At 35.9% G+C, this 17,980-nt stretch carries 18 protein-coding genes; 16 read left to right on the top strand and 2 right to left on the bottom strand.

Features of this window, described 5'->3' with window-relative positions; translation table 11 throughout:
- Positions 1 to 93 precede the first annotated feature (93 nt).
- From ACE38V_RS17090 to ACE38V_RS17075, 4 genes are all read left to right on the top strand, one after another.
- The gene (locus tag ACE38V_RS17090) at positions 94 to 738 is read left to right on the top strand and encodes a LytTR family DNA-binding domain-containing protein (protein ID WP_375843106.1); all 645 of its coding nucleotides are present in this window, start codon (positions 94 to 96) and stop codon (positions 736 to 738) included.
- A gap of 202 nt (positions 739 to 940) precedes the next feature.
- A complete protein-coding gene (scpC, locus tag ACE38V_RS17085) occupies positions 941 to 2,455 on the top strand; it encodes a succinyl-CoA:acetate CoA-transferase ScpC (protein WP_375843105.1) in 1,515 nt (504 codons plus the stop codon).
- Between the two features lie 392 nt (positions 2,456 to 2,847).
- A complete protein-coding gene (locus tag ACE38V_RS17080; RefSeq protein ID WP_375843104.1) occupies positions 2,848 to 3,054 on the top strand; it encodes a hypothetical protein in 207 nt (68 codons plus the stop codon).
- A 460-nt stretch (positions 3,055 to 3,514) separates the two neighbouring features.
- Positions 3,515 to 5,449, top strand: a complete 1,935-nt coding sequence (locus ACE38V_RS17075; protein ID WP_375843103.1) for an endonuclease MutS2 — start codon at positions 3,515 to 3,517, stop codon at positions 5,447 to 5,449.
- A 64-nt stretch (positions 5,450 to 5,513) separates the two neighbouring features.
- Here ACE38V_RS17075 and ACE38V_RS17070 read toward each other — a convergent pair whose 3' ends face one another.
- Positions 5,514 to 6,440 carry a DMT family transporter gene (locus ACE38V_RS17070; RefSeq protein WP_375843101.1) on the bottom strand — a complete coding sequence of 309 codons (927 nt, stop codon included), beginning with the start codon at positions 6,438 to 6,440 and terminating at the stop codon, positions 5,514 to 5,516.
- 316 nt (positions 6,441 to 6,756) lie between these two features.
- Here ACE38V_RS17070 and ACE38V_RS17065 point away from each other — a divergent pair, with 316 nt between their 5' ends.
- The 12 genes from ACE38V_RS17065 to lacD all read left to right on the top strand — a co-directional run bounded on the left by ACE38V_RS17065 (position 6,757) and on the right by lacD (position 17,635).
- Positions 6,757 to 7,953, top strand: a complete 1,197-nt coding sequence (locus ACE38V_RS17065) for a class I SAM-dependent rRNA methyltransferase (RefSeq protein WP_375843099.1) — start codon at positions 6,757 to 6,759, stop codon at positions 7,951 to 7,953.
- A 166-nt stretch (positions 7,954 to 8,119) separates the two neighbouring features.
- Positions 8,120 to 9,034: a hypothetical protein gene (locus ACE38V_RS17060; protein ID WP_375843098.1), complete on the top strand. Its 915-nt coding sequence runs from the start codon at positions 8,120 to 8,122 to the stop codon at positions 9,032 to 9,034.
- Positions 9,035 to 9,037: 3 nt separating this feature from the next.
- Positions 9,038 to 9,538, top strand: coding sequence for a flavodoxin domain-containing protein (locus ACE38V_RS17055; RefSeq protein WP_375843096.1), 501 nt, complete (start codon positions 9,038 to 9,040; stop codon positions 9,536 to 9,538).
- A gap of 285 nt (positions 9,539 to 9,823) precedes the next feature.
- The gene (locus tag ACE38V_RS17050; protein WP_375843094.1) at positions 9,824 to 10,549 is read left to right on the top strand and encodes a GntR family transcriptional regulator; all 726 of its coding nucleotides are present in this window, start codon (positions 9,824 to 9,826) and stop codon (positions 10,547 to 10,549) included.
- Between the two features lie 18 nt (positions 10,550 to 10,567).
- Positions 10,568 to 10,960, top strand: coding sequence for a PTS galactosamine/N-acetylgalactosamine transporter subunit IIA (gene agaF / locus ACE38V_RS17045; RefSeq protein ID WP_375843093.1), 393 nt, complete (start codon positions 10,568 to 10,570; stop codon positions 10,958 to 10,960).
- A gap of 59 nt (positions 10,961 to 11,019) precedes the next feature.
- Positions 11,020 to 12,180 carry an SIS domain-containing protein gene (locus ACE38V_RS17040; protein ID WP_375843091.1) on the top strand — a complete coding sequence of 387 codons (1,161 nt, stop codon included), beginning with the start codon at positions 11,020 to 11,022 and terminating at the stop codon, positions 12,178 to 12,180.
- 106 nt (positions 12,181 to 12,286) lie between these two features.
- The gene (gene agaV / locus ACE38V_RS17035) at positions 12,287 to 12,775 is read left to right on the top strand and encodes a PTS N-acetylgalactosamine transporter subunit IIB (RefSeq protein ID WP_375843089.1); all 489 of its coding nucleotides are present in this window, start codon (positions 12,287 to 12,289) and stop codon (positions 12,773 to 12,775) included.
- 24 nt (positions 12,776 to 12,799) lie between these two features.
- Positions 12,800 to 13,597, top strand: a complete 798-nt coding sequence (gene agaW, locus ACE38V_RS17030) for a PTS N-acetylgalactosamine transporter subunit IIC (protein ID WP_375843087.1) — start codon at positions 12,800 to 12,802, stop codon at positions 13,595 to 13,597.
- Positions 13,587 to 14,435, top strand: coding sequence for a PTS system mannose/fructose/sorbose family transporter subunit IID (locus ACE38V_RS17025; RefSeq protein ID WP_375843086.1), 849 nt, complete (start codon positions 13,587 to 13,589; stop codon positions 14,433 to 14,435). Before agaW ends, ACE38V_RS17025 begins: the two co-directional genes overlap by 11 nt.
- Before the next feature lie 71 nt (positions 14,436 to 14,506).
- Positions 14,507 to 15,655, top strand: coding sequence for an N-acetylglucosamine-6-phosphate deacetylase (gene nagA / locus ACE38V_RS17020; protein ID WP_375843084.1), 1,149 nt, complete (start codon positions 14,507 to 14,509; stop codon positions 15,653 to 15,655).
- A 21-nt stretch (positions 15,656 to 15,676) separates the two neighbouring features.
- Positions 15,677 to 16,627, top strand: coding sequence for a hexose kinase (locus ACE38V_RS17015; protein WP_375843083.1), 951 nt, complete (start codon positions 15,677 to 15,679; stop codon positions 16,625 to 16,627).
- 15 nt (positions 16,628 to 16,642) lie between these two features.
- Entirely contained in the window at positions 16,643 to 17,635 is a 993-nt protein-coding gene (lacD, locus tag ACE38V_RS17010) for a tagatose-bisphosphate aldolase (protein ID WP_375843082.1), read from the top strand.
- A 55-nt stretch (positions 17,636 to 17,690) separates the two neighbouring features.
- Here the strand turns inward: lacD and ACE38V_RS17005 are convergent.
- The coding region (locus ACE38V_RS17005; RefSeq protein ID WP_375843080.1) for a transposase at positions 17,691 to 17,980 on the bottom strand (290 nt) is incomplete at its 5' end.

The raw sequence follows: 17,980 nt of genomic DNA, 5'->3' as shown, positions 1-17,980 counted from the left end.
ATATTCCTCTGCCATTTATAGAACTATCCCCATTTCCGAGGTACACTAATAAATAGATATTTTAAATTCCTACAGCAAGGAAGGGGATAAGGGATGGAGAGTATTACGGTCGTTTCCCTTTTAGATGTTATTGGGGAGTTATTTTCTGATGAAATATCTATCGCGGTCTCCAATACAAAGGAATACATTTATTATCGTCCTAGCAGGCGAATTGATTTAAAAATCAAACCAGGGGATCTTGTCAAGGAAGGAACAATTACGCATAAGGCTTTAGTATCTAAAAAGAAGATTTCTGAATTTATTAATCGGGATGTGTTTGGAATTCCTTATCATGGGATGGCTGTTCCCTTTCTTCATGAAGGCAGGCTGGAAGGATGTGTCACAGCGGTATATCCTGCTTTAACGGAGGGAAAATCGGTCGTTACCGTCAAAACACAAGATGGGTGGATACCTATCCCATTTTCACAGGTTGTTTATTTAGAAGCAAAGGATAAGAAGACCTTTGTCCATACGGTGAGTTATTCGGGTTCCCATAAAAATACCTTACAGGATTTTGAATTTAGATTACCCAAGGATTATTTTATTCGGTGCCATCGCTCTTTTATCGTAAATGTAAATCATATAAAAGAAATTTATCCTGATACTCACTCAACTTTTTTGTTATCCATGGATAATGGGGACAAAATTCCAGTGAGTCAGTCCTATTCTAGTTATTTTCGTAAATTGCTTGGCTTTTAAAGCAATAGAATTTTCTTGTTGGAGAATGGATAGCGGATGATCTCACATTTCTGTACTATAACAGGGAAAGTATAAATATTCTGTTTTAGAGAAAGAAATCTCTTTTCTATCCGAAAATTCTGTAATTTACTCCAAAAAATCCTATGAGCCCTATTAAACAGGTAAAATAGTTTATAAACTGTTAAGAGTGGGGAATGGGATGATGGAGAGAAATTTTGAACGTATTAAAGACAAACGCCTTTGGGATCGAGTTGTAACAGCAGAGGAAGCAGCATCTTGGATTGAAGATGGAATGACTTTAGGGTTAAGTGGATTTACACGTGCAGGGGATGCTAAGGCAGTACCATTTGCTTTAGTAAAACGTGCTGAATCTGAATCATTTAAAGTAAATGTATTTACAGGTGCTTCTTTAGGATCAGATGTTGATAAGCTATTTACTGAGGCTGGTATTTTAGGAAAGCGATTACCTTTCCAAGCCGATCCAACTATGAGAAAAGGAATTAATCAAGGTGAGTTCATGTTTGTAGATCAGCATTTATCTCACACAGCTGAATTATTGAGATCGAACGTAATTAATCAAGTTGATTATGCCATCTTGGAAGCGGTGTCAATTACGGAAGATGGGTTGATGATTCCTTCCACTTCAGTAGGAAATTCCTTATCATTTGCTGACAATGCAAAAGCAATTATCATCGAAATCAATTTAGCACAAATGACTGATTTAGAGGGATTACATGATCTTTATTTACCTGAAAAACAAGGGGAAAGAGGTCCAATCCCATTAACAAAGGCATCAGATCGAATTGGAACCATTGGAATTCCTCTTGATTCTGATAAAGTAAAAGGAATTGTCTTTACGAATCAAGAGGATTCACCTTCTACGATTGTTGCACCTGATGAGGAAACTGTAACAATGGCCGAGCATTTAATGGATTTTTTACGAAAAGAAATTAAGGCAGGAAGATTAACGGAAAAATTAGCACCACTTCAATCCGGAATAGGTTCTGTTGCGAATGCCGTTCTTCATGGAATGCTTGAATCAGAATTTGAGGACTTAGAGGTATATTCTGAGGTTTTACAGGATGCTGTTTTTGACTTAATCGATGCAGGAAAGGTTAAATTTGCATCTGGTTGCTCCATTACTCTTTCTGAAGAGAAAATGAAAGAGGTTTATAATCATTTTGATCAATATCGCGATATGATTGTTCTTAGACCACAGGAAATATCCAACCATCCAGAATTAATTCGACGCCTCGGACTTATTTCCATTAATACAGCGTTAGAATTAGATATTTATGGAAATGTTAATTCAACACATGTATTAGGAACGAAAATGATGAATGGAATTGGTGGATCAGGAGATTTTGCAAGAAATGCTCGCTTAGGGATCTTTGTAACAAAATCAATAGCAAAAGGCGGAAAGATTTCAAGTATCGTACCATTTGTTTCTCATGTTGATCATACTGAACATGATGTGGATGTTATTGTTACCGAACAAGGCTATGCAGATTTGCGTGGACTTGCGCCAAGAGAGCGTGTTGAATTAATTATCGAAAATTGCGCTCATCCAATGTATCGTGAGCAACTACGTGAATATTATCAAGAAGCTTTAACTCGTGGCGGTCAAACTCCACATGTTCTTGAAAAAGCTTTCTCATGGCATATTAATTTTGCTAAAAATGGGACGATGCTTCAAGAATCATTAGTGGAAGCATAATAATTGGGGAAACTTATATAGATAAAAAAGGAAGAAATCTGAGCAGATGGGGGAATGCTCAGATTTTTTCTTTTTTCGGCAGTTCGTTAAAGGATCGTATACAAATATATTCATATCTAGATCCAAGAAGAGCAAAGTCTGAAAAACTAAAAACGATTATTCTCATTCATATGAAATGATGAGTGCCAGGTGTTAACCAGTTTTTGGCTAATACCTGGCACTTTACATTTTTGTGAAAATTAGCTAGGATGGGATGCGCAGAATGTCAGAGAGTGACATTTGTCACTCGAAAAAAATGAGCAACGTGTTATGATTTGAACGCTGAATTGCTTTAATAGAGTACATGTTTAAATAATAAAATGATTGGTACCAAAATGAAAGGAGCATCTAAGTTGGAATTTAAAGTTGGTGAAATTTTCACATTTGAGAACATTAAAGTAAAGGTTATTGAAGTGAAAGAAAAGTCCATCGAATTTAAAATTTTAAATTCAGAACGGGAAGAGGGCGATTTTCGAGAAATCCCCTTATGGTATATCGAAGAGAAAAGAAATAAATTAGTTAAAATAGAAGATCAAGAATTACAACCGCAGTTATCATAGTTATCCGACTATTTACATTTATAAAAAAATATGCTAATAATAAATTAACTTCTATAAAGGAGAATGTTTTATGAGGGAAGCCGTTCTTAATTAATACGTAATTTCATACGTACGTGTCTGAAAAATCGCATAGCTTTATGCTTATTTATTGATGCCTTTCTTGGATAACGGAATGTTAAGAACACTATTTTGCGCCTTCTCCTAATAATAGAATGAAGTGGATATTCAGAACATCAATCAATTCCTTTGTTGTTCGTTCTTCATGATAAAATTTGACGATAATCGCAAAAGAACCTTAATGTGTTCCTTTGCGATTTTTTTATTTGAATTTTTCAGGTTTCAGGTTTGAATAAAATAGCTTGAAAAAGAGAGTGCTCCCAAATGTATTTGACGCAGATGGATTCCGACATTTCCTTGTACGTATGGTAATTTTGGTGAAACCATAAAGGAGGAAAAATCAATGAATGCAAAATCAATGGAGGCATTACAGTTTCCGGAGATAAAAGAAGAAATTGCTTCCTATGCGATATCAGAATTGGGTAAAGAAGAGGTCCTGAATCTAAAGCCATCTTTCAATAAAAAACAAATGGAAGCATGGCTTCAGGAAGTAACGGAAGCAAAAAGGATCTTACAAATCAGCTCTAGTGTTCCAATCCCAAATCTCAAGGGAATCAATCAAATTGTTCAACAATTACACTCAGGAAACACCTTGAGGCCGCAACAGCTGATGGAGCTATATGAATTGATTATCTGTATTAATCGGATGAAAAAATTTATGAAAGATAAGGAATATGCTGCACCTGTGATTACAACATATGTTTATTCAATGATTGATTTACAGTTAATTGAAAAGGAAATCATTCGCTGTATACGCAATGGGCAGGTAGATGATTATGCAAGTAAAGAGTTATTAAAGGTAAGAAAGCAAATCACGATTCTTGAAGAACGGATGAAAGCCCGAATTGAATCTATTCTAAAATCATCCAAATATCGATCCTTTTTTCAAGAACATATTGTCAGTGTCAGAAATGGCCGCTATGTTATCCCTGTTAAAAAGGAATATCGGAAAAATATCAAAGGATCTGTTCTTGATACTTCCTCATCTGGTTCGACAGTGTATGTGGAACCTGTTGAGATTGGCAATATTCAAGATGAAGTGGAATGGCTTAAAATGCAAGAGGAAGCTGAAGAACAGAAAGTTTTAATGATTCTAACGGGCTTAGTGGAACAGCATGAACATGAAATAAGATTGGCTGTTGAGACTATGGTGCATTATGATGTGATCTTTGCCAAAGCTAAATATAGTGAGGCAATAGAAGGGACGGCTCCGCAAATAAATGAACATCCTACCATTATACTAAATGCTGCAAGACATCCGCTTCTTAAAGATAATGCTATCCCATTAAATTTTCGTATTGGAGAGGGGTATGATGCCCTCGTCATAACAGGTCCCAATACTGGAGGGAAAACGGTGACCCTAAAAACGGTTGGGTTATTAACGGTAATGGCTCAGTCTGGGTTACACATTCCGGCAGGTCCCGGAAGTGAGGTAGCGATTTTCAAGCAAATATTAGTTGACATTGGGGATGGGCAAAGTATTGAGCAATCCTTGAGTACATTTTCTTCGCGAATTAAAAACATTATTGATATTCTTGGTGAGACAAATACAAAGACACTGGTGCTCTTAGATGAACTAGGCTCGGGTACTGACCCGGCTGAGGGGATGGGGCTCGCCACATCCATTTTAGAGGAACTGTTCGCAAAAGGCGCAACCTTACTTGCTACAACACATTATAGTGAAATTAAAGCTTTTGCGAGTGAAAAAGAAGGGTTTGAAAACGGTGCGATGGAGTTTGACCCAGAATCCCTGCAACCAACGTATAGGTTAATCATCGGCAAAGGTGGAGAAAGCCAAGCCTTTACAATTGCCTTAAAGCTTGGAATGCATCCAAAATTAATCGAGAGAGCTCATGAAATCACTTATAAAGAAAAGAAGGAATATCAACCTTCTCCATTATTTTCTAAAAGAGGATTAGAACGTCAGCTAGCAATGGATGGAAAATATTTAGATAAGCAAAAACATCAAAAAAGGGAAGAAAAGCATGAAGTCATCATCCCTTACAAACTTGGTGATAATGTTAAAATTCCATCGATAAATAAATTTGGAATAGTGTCTAAGCCGGCAAATGATATGGGGGAAGTGGAGGTGCTTGTGAAAGGAAAGAAAATGCTGTTCAATCATAAGCGACTTGAGCTCTTCATTAAGTCGGAGGACCTCTATCCAGAAGACTATGATATGGATATTATTTTTGAAACGAAAAGCGATCGGAAGTTAAGGAAGCAAATGGAGAAGAGGCATATTGAGGGGGATGTGATTGAGAAATTTGAAGAATAGCTTTGCATTTGTGAAGAACCGCTGATTTAAAGAGCGGTTCTTCATGTATTGTCAGATAGCCAGTTTATTGTGGAGTGGTTGATTTATTTACCATGGAGAGAGGGCTCTTCTTAATTTTAGATGAAATGACGACACCAGCTATGACAATGATGCCTCCCACAATTTGATACCACATAATGGACTCATTTGTTAGGATGGGAGCTAGAATTGCTGCAAATACCGGGAGAAGATTTAAATAATTGCCAGCTCTTGCAGCTCCAACCTTTGTCACGCCAATATTCCATGATAAAAAAGCCACAATAGCGGCAAAAAAACCGACGTAAAACAAAATACTAATAGAGCTAATGTTCCAAATAAGCGGTTGAGATGTAAACTTTAGCTCAAACAGGCTAAATGGTATAAGCAAAATAGAACCTACAAAGGTCGTTACGTAGAATGTAGAATATAACGGTAGAGTCCCCGCATATTTTTTTAGACAGATAGAATAAAGGGCCCATACAAAAACCGCAAGTAAAACAAGAAGATCCCCTTTATTAAAGGAAAAAGATGCAAGGTTTCCAAAAGAACCCTTCGTCATAATAAAGAGCACCCCAATAATCGAAAAAAGAATTCCAATCATTTGTGCGCCTTCAACTCTTTCTGAAAGAATGACAACTGATAAGATAGCGATAAAAATCGGTGTAATCGGGTTAATGACGGCTGCATTAATTGAAGTAGTCCAATGCAGGGAAAGGTAAAGCAACGTATTATAACCTGAAACCCCAGTTATGGATAATAAAAGTAGTGCCCACTTATGCTTTAAAAGAATGTTATGGTCCCTAATTAAACTCTTATACAGAAAGGGAGTCAAAAGAACAAAGGCGATCAGCCATCTAATCAGAGAAAAGGTAAATGGAGGAAAATAATCCTTCGCAATACTACCTACAACGAAATTTCCTCCCCAGATGATATTGGCTAGAACTAATAGTATGTATGGGTATTTTTCTTTCACACTGATAACTTCCTTTGTCTGATTAATATAAGTATTTTAAATCTATGTTTAAGGGGTTGTATTAAAAATTACTAAGATATGAATGAGATAAATCTCCAATTATATTTAGATTATATCTCACTTATATAAAAGTTTACAAAATACTGAGAATAATTCGTGTACAATTATTACACAAAATTAAATATTTGAAGAAATTGATTATAAATAAGGATGAACATTAAAATAGGAACTGGCTCTTTATTTTTGTGTTAGTATAGAGAAATGCAAATAAATTTACAATAAGATCAATCAATTGTAAAAACGATTGGGTGAAAAAATGATAAAACCAATAAAGCTAAAGATTAACTCCTCCTCTGTAAAGGATTTTAAAGAGGGGCAACCACTAATAACAGAAGCAGCATTGAAGGAAAAACATGTCTTAAAAGAGCAAGGGGCTATTTTGGAGCTGCTTGATGAGAAGGGTCAATTTGTAGCAAAAGGCTATTATGGTATTCAGAATAAAGGAATCGGCTGGATTTTAACTAAAGACAAACATGAAAAAATTGATCAAAGCTTTTTTGAAAGAAAGCTTAAACAGGCTCTTGAATATCGAAAATCCTTTTTTCAAGATTTAAGCACAACGGCGTTTCGCGTGTTTAATGGGGAAGGGGACGGAATTGGCGGAATAACGATTGATTATTTTGATGGCTATTATTTGATTAATTGGTACAGCGAAGGAATCCATCGTTGGAAAAAGGAAATCATTCAGGCGCTTACAAAGGTTGTTGAGTTGAAAGGGCTTTATGAAAAGAAAAGATTTGCTAACAAGGGGACGTACATGGATGATGATGATTTTGTATTAGGTGAGAAATCTCCATGTCCTCTCATTGTAAAAGAAAATGGGATGAACTATGCGATTTATCTAAATGATGGAGCGATGGTCGGGATTTTTCTTGACCAAAGAGAAGTTCGAAAATTGATTCGTGATAAATATGCAAAAGGAAAAACGGTTTTAAATACCTTTTCTTATACAGCTGCTTTTTCGGTGGCGGCAGCATTAGGTGGAGCAAAGAAGACGACTAGTGTAGACCTCGCGAATCGCAGTAAAGCAAAGACTATTGAGCATTTTCAAATGAACGGAATCAATGATGAGGAACAAGATATTATTGTGGAAGATGTTTTTCAGTACTTTAAATATGCTGTAAGAAAAGGGCTGAAGTTTGATATGGTGATATTGGATCCACCAAGCTTTGCACGTTCTAAAAAGCATACCTTTAGCGCAGGAAAAGATTATCCTGATTTACTCGAACAAGCCATTCAAATAACGGAGAAACATGGAATTATTGTTGCCTCCTCTAACTGCAGCACTTTTAATATGAAACGATTTAAGGATTTTATTGCAAAGGCTTTTAAAGCGACAGGGGATCAGTATAAAATTCATGAAGAATATCAGCTTCCGAGGGATTTTAAAACAATAAAAGAATATAAAGAAGGAAACTACCTTAAGGTTGTTTTTATTGAGAAGATTTCATAAAAGAGTGAAAAAAATCGCTTAGATATTCTAAGTGATTTTTTTATGGTGTGAGTAAAATTCTAATATTTATCTATTTTGTGAATTATTTGTTCAGTTTATCTTTAGAGTGTTTTTGCTTGGTAAAATGAAGGTGAAATCGTTATATATCCAACAAAAGAGGCGGTCCATGATGAGGTATAGGCGATCGATTACTTTGTTATCAATTGGCATCATCATCTTATCTATCCTAACATCGCTTTTTGGACTATTAACGAGACAAGGTCCAGGAAAGCATTCCGTACCTTCCTTTCGAGGGGGTGATGTACTCATTTATGGGAAGGGAATCTATGAAGCGGATACGGTCTCGAATGCTGTTCAAGCCATTGCACAAGATATGGTGACTCTTTTTCTAGGAATACCATTGCTCTTATTTTCTCTACTTTTATTTCGGCGAGGCTCTTTAAGAGGGCAATTCATTCTCGCAGGCACTTTAGGTTATTTCTTATATACTTATATTTCCTACACATTTCTCTTAAATTTCAACCACTTTTTCTTAATTTATGTCTTCCTAATGTCCATTAGCTTCTTCGCATTTATTTTAGCAATGATGTCATTTGATATAGCAAATTTAGAAAATCATTTTTCAAAGAAATTACCGGTTAGGTGGATTGGTGGATTTCTCATTTTCATGGGAATCATGGTACTTTTCATGTGGCTTGGTAGAATTGGACCTGCTCTCATACATGGAACATTTCCAGAAGGCTTGGAAATTTCAACTACAATGGTCATTCAAGCATTAGATTTGGGCTTTGTAGTGCCGATAGCTATTCTGGCCGGTATTTTTGCCATCAAGAAAAAGCCTATAGGTTACTTACTTTCTTCAATAATAATTGTGAAACTGTTCACTTTATCGACTGCCGTTACGTTCATGGCGATTAGTATGAAAATGTCGGGTCTAGAGGTAAGCCTTATAGAATCATTAGCTTTTTCGGGCATGACGCTCATCGTTATTTTCTTCATGTTTCTTCTTATTATCAATATTGATGAAAATCCAGAGCCCGTAGATTTTTTAGACGAATCTTTATTTAAGGAAGGAGAATAAATGATGAAGGCGATAATCATTTATGCAACGAAGCACGGCGCGGTTGAAAAGGTTTCATTAATCTTAAAAGAAAGATTAGGCTGGGAAATCCCGACAATCGATATTACAAAGGAAGAGGCCCCTTCACTCGAGGGTTATGATACGGTTATTATTGGAGGGTCCATCTACATTGGAAATGTACAAAAGGAACTTGTTAAGTATATGCATGATCATATTTCTGAACTTTTAGAAAAAAGACTGGGATTGTTCTTGTGTGCAGGCCATCCAGATCCGAAGGTATTAGAGGATGAAATGAAAAGAGCCTTTCCTAATTCACTCTATTATCATGCGCTTGCGAAGGAAATCTTTGGCTATGAATTTGATTTTAATAAAATGAATTTCTTAGAAAAGCTTACGATTCGGAATGTCGCTCATATTCGAGAAAGTCAATTTGCTTTATCAGATGATAAAATAGATGAATTTGCAAAAATATTGAAGGGGGAGCAAGAGCCGTCTCTGGCTTAGAAAGTGAGAATCTTGTTACCTAGGTAAAATAAACAGATTCCAAACCTTCATCTGAATGGCTATAATAATAAAAAATGTAAACAAACTGTTGAACTTATCATTAGATTAAGATTTTAAAGATGAATAAAGATATAGAATAAAAGCTAATCCTAAGTTGTCTTTATCAATTTTCGGTTAGCTTTTTGTTGTGAAAGGGTTTTCTATTTAGTCTTGACAAAGATTGATAGGTGCCTATATAATTCAGTAAAGAGGTAGTAACCAGTTTGAAATAAGGAGTCGACAGCCGTGCTAAATACTGCAGGAAAAGTCCCATTGTATTATCAATTAGTTGATGTATTGGGAAAACAAATTAAAGAGAATATGAAACCTCATGATAAAATGCTTTCTGAAAGGGAAATTTCAACAAAGTATAATGTTAGTCGGACAACTGTACGATTAGCAATGGCTGAACTTGAAAAAATGGGCTACATTTACAAAAGGCATGGAAAAGGTACCTTCGTTGCAATGCTGGCAGAAAACAAACAAAACCTAATGGAAAGCTATAGCTTTACTGATCATATGATCAAAATCGGGAAAGTTCCTAAAACAAAGGTTTTGTCTTTTGAAGTAATTAAAGTTAATGAATATTTAGCAAAACATTTAGGGCTTTCAGTTGGAGAAAATTCTATCAAAATAATTCGTTTAAGACTTGCGGACGATATTCCTATGATGGTTGAAACAAGCTATTTGCCTTATGGGAAATTTTCAACCCTGACAGAGGAATTAGTAAATGAAAAGCCTTTATATGTAATTTTTAAAGAGGATTATTCACAAGTAATTAAGGCAGCAGACGAGGAGTTTTCTGCGAGTATTGTTCCTACTAAGGAGGCCCATCTTTTGCAGGTCCCAGCAAATTCCCCTTGTTTAAAATTGGTACGTACAACATATGGACTTACTAACCAAGTCATTGAGTTTACGTTGAGTATTGCAAGAAGCGATCAATTTATATATAGAATTAGACATAATAGGTAGTTGAGAGGAGTCAATGAGATGATTGGAATCATTTTATGTGGCCACGGTCATTTTGCAACAGGTCTATATTCATCAATCAAGTTAATTGCAGGAGAGCAAGAAAATTTTGATGTCATTGATTATGAAGAAGGAATGTCTTCTGAAGCCCTTTCGGAGAAATTATATCATGCTATTCAAAAATTACATATGGTGGGCGATGTGGTCATATTAACTGATATAGCAGGGGGAACTCCTTTTAATGAATCGGCAAAATTATCCATGGAAAAGGAGAATATAAACGTAATTTCTGGTGTGAATGCACCGCTCCTTTTGGATGGTTGTTTCAAAAGGGACTTGCCGATTAATCAATTCGTAGAGGAAATAGTAAATTCCAGTAAAGAAGGTGTTAAGATGTTTAAGCGAATTAGTTAATTTTTTTAAAACAACTGGTAGTAACGTCATATCCACTTTAAATGAAGAGGTGTTATCGTATGTTTCAATTAGATGAAAAAGAACTGGAACAATTGGGTGCTAAAATAACAATTCGTGAAATAAAGCAACAACCTTTGCTATGGAAGGAAACCTTAGATATTTACTTTCAAGAAAAAGAGAGAATCAATCACTTTCTCACAGAACTCCATAAATATGGACGTGTTCGAGTTATCTTCACTGGAGCTGGAACATCAGCATACGTAGGGGACACATTGTTACCTTACTTAAGAAATAAGGTAGACGAGGATCAATATGTAATAGAAAGTATACCTACAACCGATATTGTATCTAATCCATATGAAGCTTATAAAAAAGAAGTTCCAACTTTATTAGTTTCCTTTGCTCGAAGTGGAAATAGTCCCGAAAGTATTACAGCTGTAAAGCTTGGGGAAAAATTGGTTGATCATTTTTTTCAATTAAATATCACTTGTGCCCCAGACGGTAAATTAGCTCAAGGAACCAAAGAAGCTAAAAATTCCCTTTTGCTATTAACGCCAGCTCAGTCAAACGATCTGGGTTTTGCTATGACAGGAAGTTTTACTTGTATGATGCTAAGTGCATTATTAATCTTTGATTCTCAAAGTGACGAGTTAAAGAAACAATCTGTAGAGCAGATAATAGAAATGGGAAATCATGTGATTACAGAAGAAGCGAAGATTGCAAATATTATTAATAAGAATTTTAATAGAATAGTTTATTTAGGGTCAGGCGCTTTAGGAAAATTAGCAAAAGAAGCCCAACTAAAGGTTTTGGAATTAACAGCTGGACATTACGCAACCATTTATGACTCTCCACTAGGCTTTCGTCATGGACCAAAATCATTTATTAATGAAAAAACGGCGGTATTTGTTTTTACATCCAATGATGAATATACCAGAAAGTACGATTTAGACATTCTAGAAGAAATAAAAAGAGACTCTATTGCCAATGTAGTAGTAAGCATATGTGTTGACCAGAAGACAAATTATTCAGGTGACTGTTTCCTATACAAAACCGGAAATGCCTTAGATGATATATATTTAGGATTTCCATACATCATGTTTGCACAAGCTGTTGCCGTTTTAGCTTCATTAAAGATTGGTAATACCCCTGACACACCATCTGCTACCGGTACAGTAAATCGGGTAGTCAAAGGCGTAACGATCCATGAGTGTTTATAATAATGTGAATAATGTAACAATAAGGTGCTTATTTTAAAAGCTTAAAATCTTTTTTAGCTGTTTCAATATTAAAATATAGCTATTTATCAAGAAAGAAGGAGATTTTATGAGCACACCCAATATTTTGTTAACTCGTATTGATAATCGTTTAGTGCACGGGCAAGTGGGCGTAACATGGACCAATACATTAGGAGCTAATCTTGTTGTTGTTGCTAATGATGAAGTGGCCAACGATCCTGTCCAGCAAAGTCTTATGTCAATGGTTCTCCCGGATACTGTTCAAATCCGTTTCTTTCCTATAGAGAAAACCATTCGTATTATCGGTAAAGCTGCTCCGCATCAGAAAATTTTACTGGTTATTAAAGATCCTCAAGATGCATTGAAGTTAGTGAAAGGGGGGGTGCCTATTAAAGAAATTAACGTTGGAAATTTACATTTTTCAGAAGGAAAAAAGCAATTATCTTCTACTGTTTCAGTTAATCAAAATGATATTGATACGTTTAAAGAATTAGATCAATTAGGGATTAAATTAGAGGTTCGAGGTATTCCGAGTGAACGTGGCAGAGACATGATGGACTTATTGAAAAATGCTTAATCTATATGAAATGGAGGAATGACCATGTTTATCCAAGCCTTATTAATAGGAATATGGGCAGGTATTGCAGGGATTGACTTGTACAATGGGTTAACACATGTGCATAGGCCGATATTTACTGGATTAATTGTTGGTTTAATTTTAGGAGATTGGCATACTGGACTACTTGCTGGTGCAACTCTTGAGTTAGTTTGGGCAGGAATGGTACCGCTTGCAGGGGCCCAACCTCCGAATGTAGTAATTGGTGGTATTATTGGTACTTCTTTTGCCATCCTTGCACATCAGGAAGCAAGCATTGCAGTTGGTATTGCAGTACCATTTGCAGTAGCGGTTCAAGGATGTATTACATTGCTATTTACTATTTACTCACCTGTTATGCATAGAATGGATCGCTTTGCAGCAGAAGCCAATACAAAAGGGATTGACCGTCTGAATTACTTAGGTCCGATTATCTTGTTTATCTTCTATTTCATTATTTCCTTTTTACCTATTTACTTTGGAGCAGATCAAGCAGAAACGGTTGTCAATGCACTTCCTAAATGGTTGATTTCCGGATTAAGTGTAGCTGGTGGAATTATGCCAGCAGTTGGTTTTGCCATGTTATTAAAGATAATGTGGAAAGTTTCATATGCTCCATTTTTTGCGATAGGTTTTATTCTAGCTGCTTATTTAAAATTACCAATACTTGCAATCGCTATTTTAGGTGTTGCAATTGCTGCCTACGACTTTTTCATTGCTAGTGGAAAGTCTAATGACCCTGACAATCGTAAGTTGACTTCTAAAAATGATGATATGGAGGAGGACTATAGCAATGGCATCTAAGGTAGAAATAAATAGAGAAGAATTGATAAAAGATGATTATAACGACTCTACAGTAGAAAAAGTCATTACTAAAAAAGATCTAAATACGATGGCGTGGCGCTCATTGCTACTTCAAGCCTCATTCAACTATGAACGGATGCAGGGGGGAGGTTGGACATATAGCTTGATTCCTGGCCTCAAAAAAATCCATAAAAATAAAGATGATTTAAAGTCATCTTTGCTTGACCACATGCAATTTTTTAATACACATCCATTCTTGGTGACCTTTATTCAAGGGGTCATTATAGCTATGGAAGAGAATAAAGAACGTCGGGATACCATCCGTGGAATTAAAGTGGCTATGATGGGTCCACTAGGCGGCATTGGTGACGCTTTATTTTGGCTAACCTTACTTCCAATTACAGCAGGAATAGGAGCCTCATTAGCAAATGGCGGAAATATATTGGGTCCAATATTATTCGTCATTGTCTTTAATATTGTTCACTTTGGGCTTACTTTTGGTTTGATGCACTATGGATACAATACAGGAACAAAGGCCATTGTTAAATTAAAAGAAAGTACAAAGAAAATTTCACGTGCTGCATCCATAGTTGGGTTAACGGTTATAGGAGCCTTAGTAGCAACCTATGTCAACTTTAAATTTGGTTTAACCATTCACGCAGGTAGCATAAAGGTAAATTTACAAGAAGGTGTATTAGATAAAATTATGCCGCAACTATTGCCTTTACTCTATACATTCTTCTGCTACTGGGCTCTAAAAAAAGGAAGATCACCAATAACCTTAATTTGTATTACAGTGTTAATTGGAATTATAGGAGTTGTTCTTAAATTATTCTAAGATAGATTGGTCAATAAAAGAGAAAAGAATCCGATCTTTTCTCTTTTATTGATTCGAAAGAAGGTATTCATATGAAAAGTTATGTTTATGCAGATAAGTTTTTCTTTAAGGATTCCGTAATGGGTCCAGGTTATTTAGAAATTACAGAAGGAAAATTCGGACAATTCCAAGAGGCTCCACCTAATGACTATTTTCAAATCAAAGATTATAAGGATAAATGGATTGCTCCTGGTTTAGTAGATACACATATTCACGGGTTATTAAATCGGGATGTGATGGATAACGATTTTGAAGGGATCAAAGAAATTTCTGAAGGGCTTTTATCTTGTGGGGTCACCTCTTTTTTACCTACAACTTTAACAGCATCAGCAGATTTATTAAATAAGGTTCTAGAAACCATCGCAAACCACTATCAAGAGGTTCAAGGGGCAAAAATTCAGGGAATTTATTTGGAAGGTCCATTTTTTACTGAAAAGCATAAAGGAGCGCAAAATCCAAGCTATTTTTCGGATCCCGATGTTCAACAGTTTCAAAAATGGCAGGAGCTATCAAGAGGAATGATCAAAAAAATAGCGATTGCTCCTGAAAGAGAAGGAGCTGCTGCATTTACAAGAAAAGTCACCGAACAAGGTGTAGTGGTTGCACTTGGTCATAGTGACGCCAATTATGATCAGGCAAAGCAGGTGGTAGAGAGTGGTGCCACGGTGTTTGTTCATACCTACAATGGGATGAGCCCATTAAATTCTCGTGAACCAGGTATGGTTGGAGCTGCTATGGGATTGAACAATGTATTTGCGGAACTCATCTGTGATGGACATCATGTGCATCCTATATCAGCAAAAATATTAATGGATGCTTGTGGCAGAGATCAAGTAGTGATGATCACGGATTGTATGCGGGCAGGAGCCATGCCAGAAGGAAATTATACACTTGGTGAATTTCCCGTAAGCGTTAAGAATGGGATGGCAACCATTGAAAGTGGTAGTTTAGCCGGAAGTATCCTGAAGCTAAATGATGCATTGAAAAACGTAGTAGATTGGGGGATAGCCACACCTGAAGAAGCGATTAAAATGTCGACCCTTGCTCCAGCGATGAGTTGTCATATTGATGACGTATGTGGTTATATTGCTCCAAGTCGAGCTGCAGATTTTATCGTGCTCAACAAAAATATGGAATTAGAAGCTACTTATTTAAATGGTGAGTGTAGGTATCATATATAGAATATAAAAGGGAGTTGTCCAATGATAGTCACTGTAACCATGAACCCCTCTGTAGATATTTCATATAAATTAGAAGATTTTCGATTGAATGATGTTAATCGTGTAACGAATGTTATTAAGACGGCAGGTGGTAAAGGCCTTAATGTTGCGCGGGTCATTCACCTGTTGGACAGCCCTGTTGTAGCGACTGGAATTTTAGGAGGGACATTAGGGTCCTATATAGAGAGCCAATTAGATCAGGATGGAATTCGTCATGATTTTTTAAAAACAAATCAAGAGTCCAGAAATTGCATTGCGATTCTTCATGGGGGAAATCAGACAGAAATATTGGAGGCGGGTCCATCTTTTTCAAGTAAAGAAAAGGAAGATTACTTATTTCACTTTAGAAAATTTCTAAAAGGAGAAAATATTATCACGATTTCTGGGAGCTTACCGAGAGGATTAGACATTTCAATATATGTTGAAATGCTTAAATTAGCTCAAGAAAAAAAGATCCCCGTTCTACTTGATATCTCTGGGGAACTACTAAAAAGGGTTCTGCAATTTAAGGAAGTACGTCCATATTTAATTAAACCAAACATCGATGAGTTAAATCAATTGTTCAAACAGAATGCTGGTGCGGATGATTTGGAGATGCTTAAAACCATTTTATCAAGCAATTTATTCCACGGTATTGAATGGGTAATTGTTTCACTAGGATCCAAAGGAGCATTTATTAAATATCGTCATGAGTTTTTCCAAGTAAAGATTCCAAGCGTTCCCGTTTTGAATCCAGTTGGTTCTGGAGATTCGGTAGTTGCTGGATTAGCTGTTGCTATACAAGGAAACAAGTCTAGAGAAGAAATTATGAAAATGGCGATGACAACCGGGGTGTTAAATGCAATGGAAACTCAAACTGGTTTTGTAGATAAAAGGAAATTTGATCTTATTTATCCACAAATAGAAGTATTAAAAGTAGATGAACTTCATTAAGAGAGGGTGTAATAAATGTTAAAGTTAACTAAAAATAAAATGGAAGCCATGAAGCGTTTATCAGATGAGAATGGAATTATTGGTGCACTAGCTATTGATCAACGCGGTTCTTTAAAAAAAATGATAAATTGTGCAAGCTCACAAAATATCGGTGATCAAGGAATCATTAATTTTAAGAAATTAGTTAGTAAAGAGTTAACAAAATATGCATCATCCATTCTATTAGATCCGGAATATGGATTACAAGCTGCGAAAGTAAGGGACGAACACTCTGGTTTACTCTTAGCCTATGAAAAGACTGGTTATGACGCAACAAAACCAGGACGGTTGCCTGATTTACTAGATGAATGGTCTGTAAAAAGATTAAAAGAAGCTGGAGCAGATGCGGTTAAATTCCTATTATACTATGATGTTGACGAAGATCAAGAAATCAATGATATCAAGCATGCTTTTGTTGAACGTATTGGTTCGGAATGTGTAGCAGATGATATTCCATTTTTTCTAGAACTTGTATCTTATGATGCCAATATTGAAGATACAAAGAGCAAGGAATATGCGAGAATAAAGCCTCATAAAGTGATAGAAATGATGAAGGAGTTTTCAAAGCCTAGATATAATGTGGATGTATTAAAAGTAGAAGTTCCTGTCAATATGAATTATGTGGAAGGATATGCAGAAAATGAATTTGTGTATACATTAGAGCAAGCAAAGAAATATTTTAAGGAGCAAAGTGAAGCTACAGATTTACCATATATTTATTTAAGTGCCGGAGTTAGTGCTAATTTGTTCCAAGAAACTTTAGAGCTAGCCTATCAGGCTGGAGCGAGATTTAATGGGGTCCTTTGTGGGCGTGCAACTTGGAAGGATGGGGTTCAAACATTTGCTGAAAAAGGAGAAAAGGCAGGAGATGAGTGGTTATTGAAAGAGGGAAAAGAGAATATTACTAGTTTAAATGATGTTTTGAAAAAACGGGCTAAATCTTGGTTTGATAAAGTGGCAGAAGTATAATTATTTTAAAGGAATTTTAACAATCGAATCGGGCTTGTCAATTAAAGTGTGTAAGTTATTCTAAGTACCTTAACACACGATCTTTAAGATGGTCATGAAGGAGTAGTTGATTCATCACCATAGCCCATTGTTGAATATGGCCACCATTCCATTTGTTTTCTAATTCTTTTGTCCGCAAATATAAAACTTTTAATAGGGCATTCTCATGGGGGAATGCACCTTTTTTTGTGACTTTCCTAAAGCTTGAATGAATGCTTTCAACGGCATTGGTGGTATACATGATTTTACGTATGTTACTTCCATAATCGTATAGTTGTTCCACATGAGAAAAGTTTCGTTTCCACA

The organism is Cytobacillus sp. Hz8, from assembly GCF_042263505.1.
Taxonomy (GTDB): Bacteria; Bacillota; Bacilli; order Bacillales; family Cytobacillaceae; genus Bacillus_BE.
Note: the sequence above shows the minus strand (reverse complement) of the source record. Positions and strands in the feature narration are given on the sequence as shown.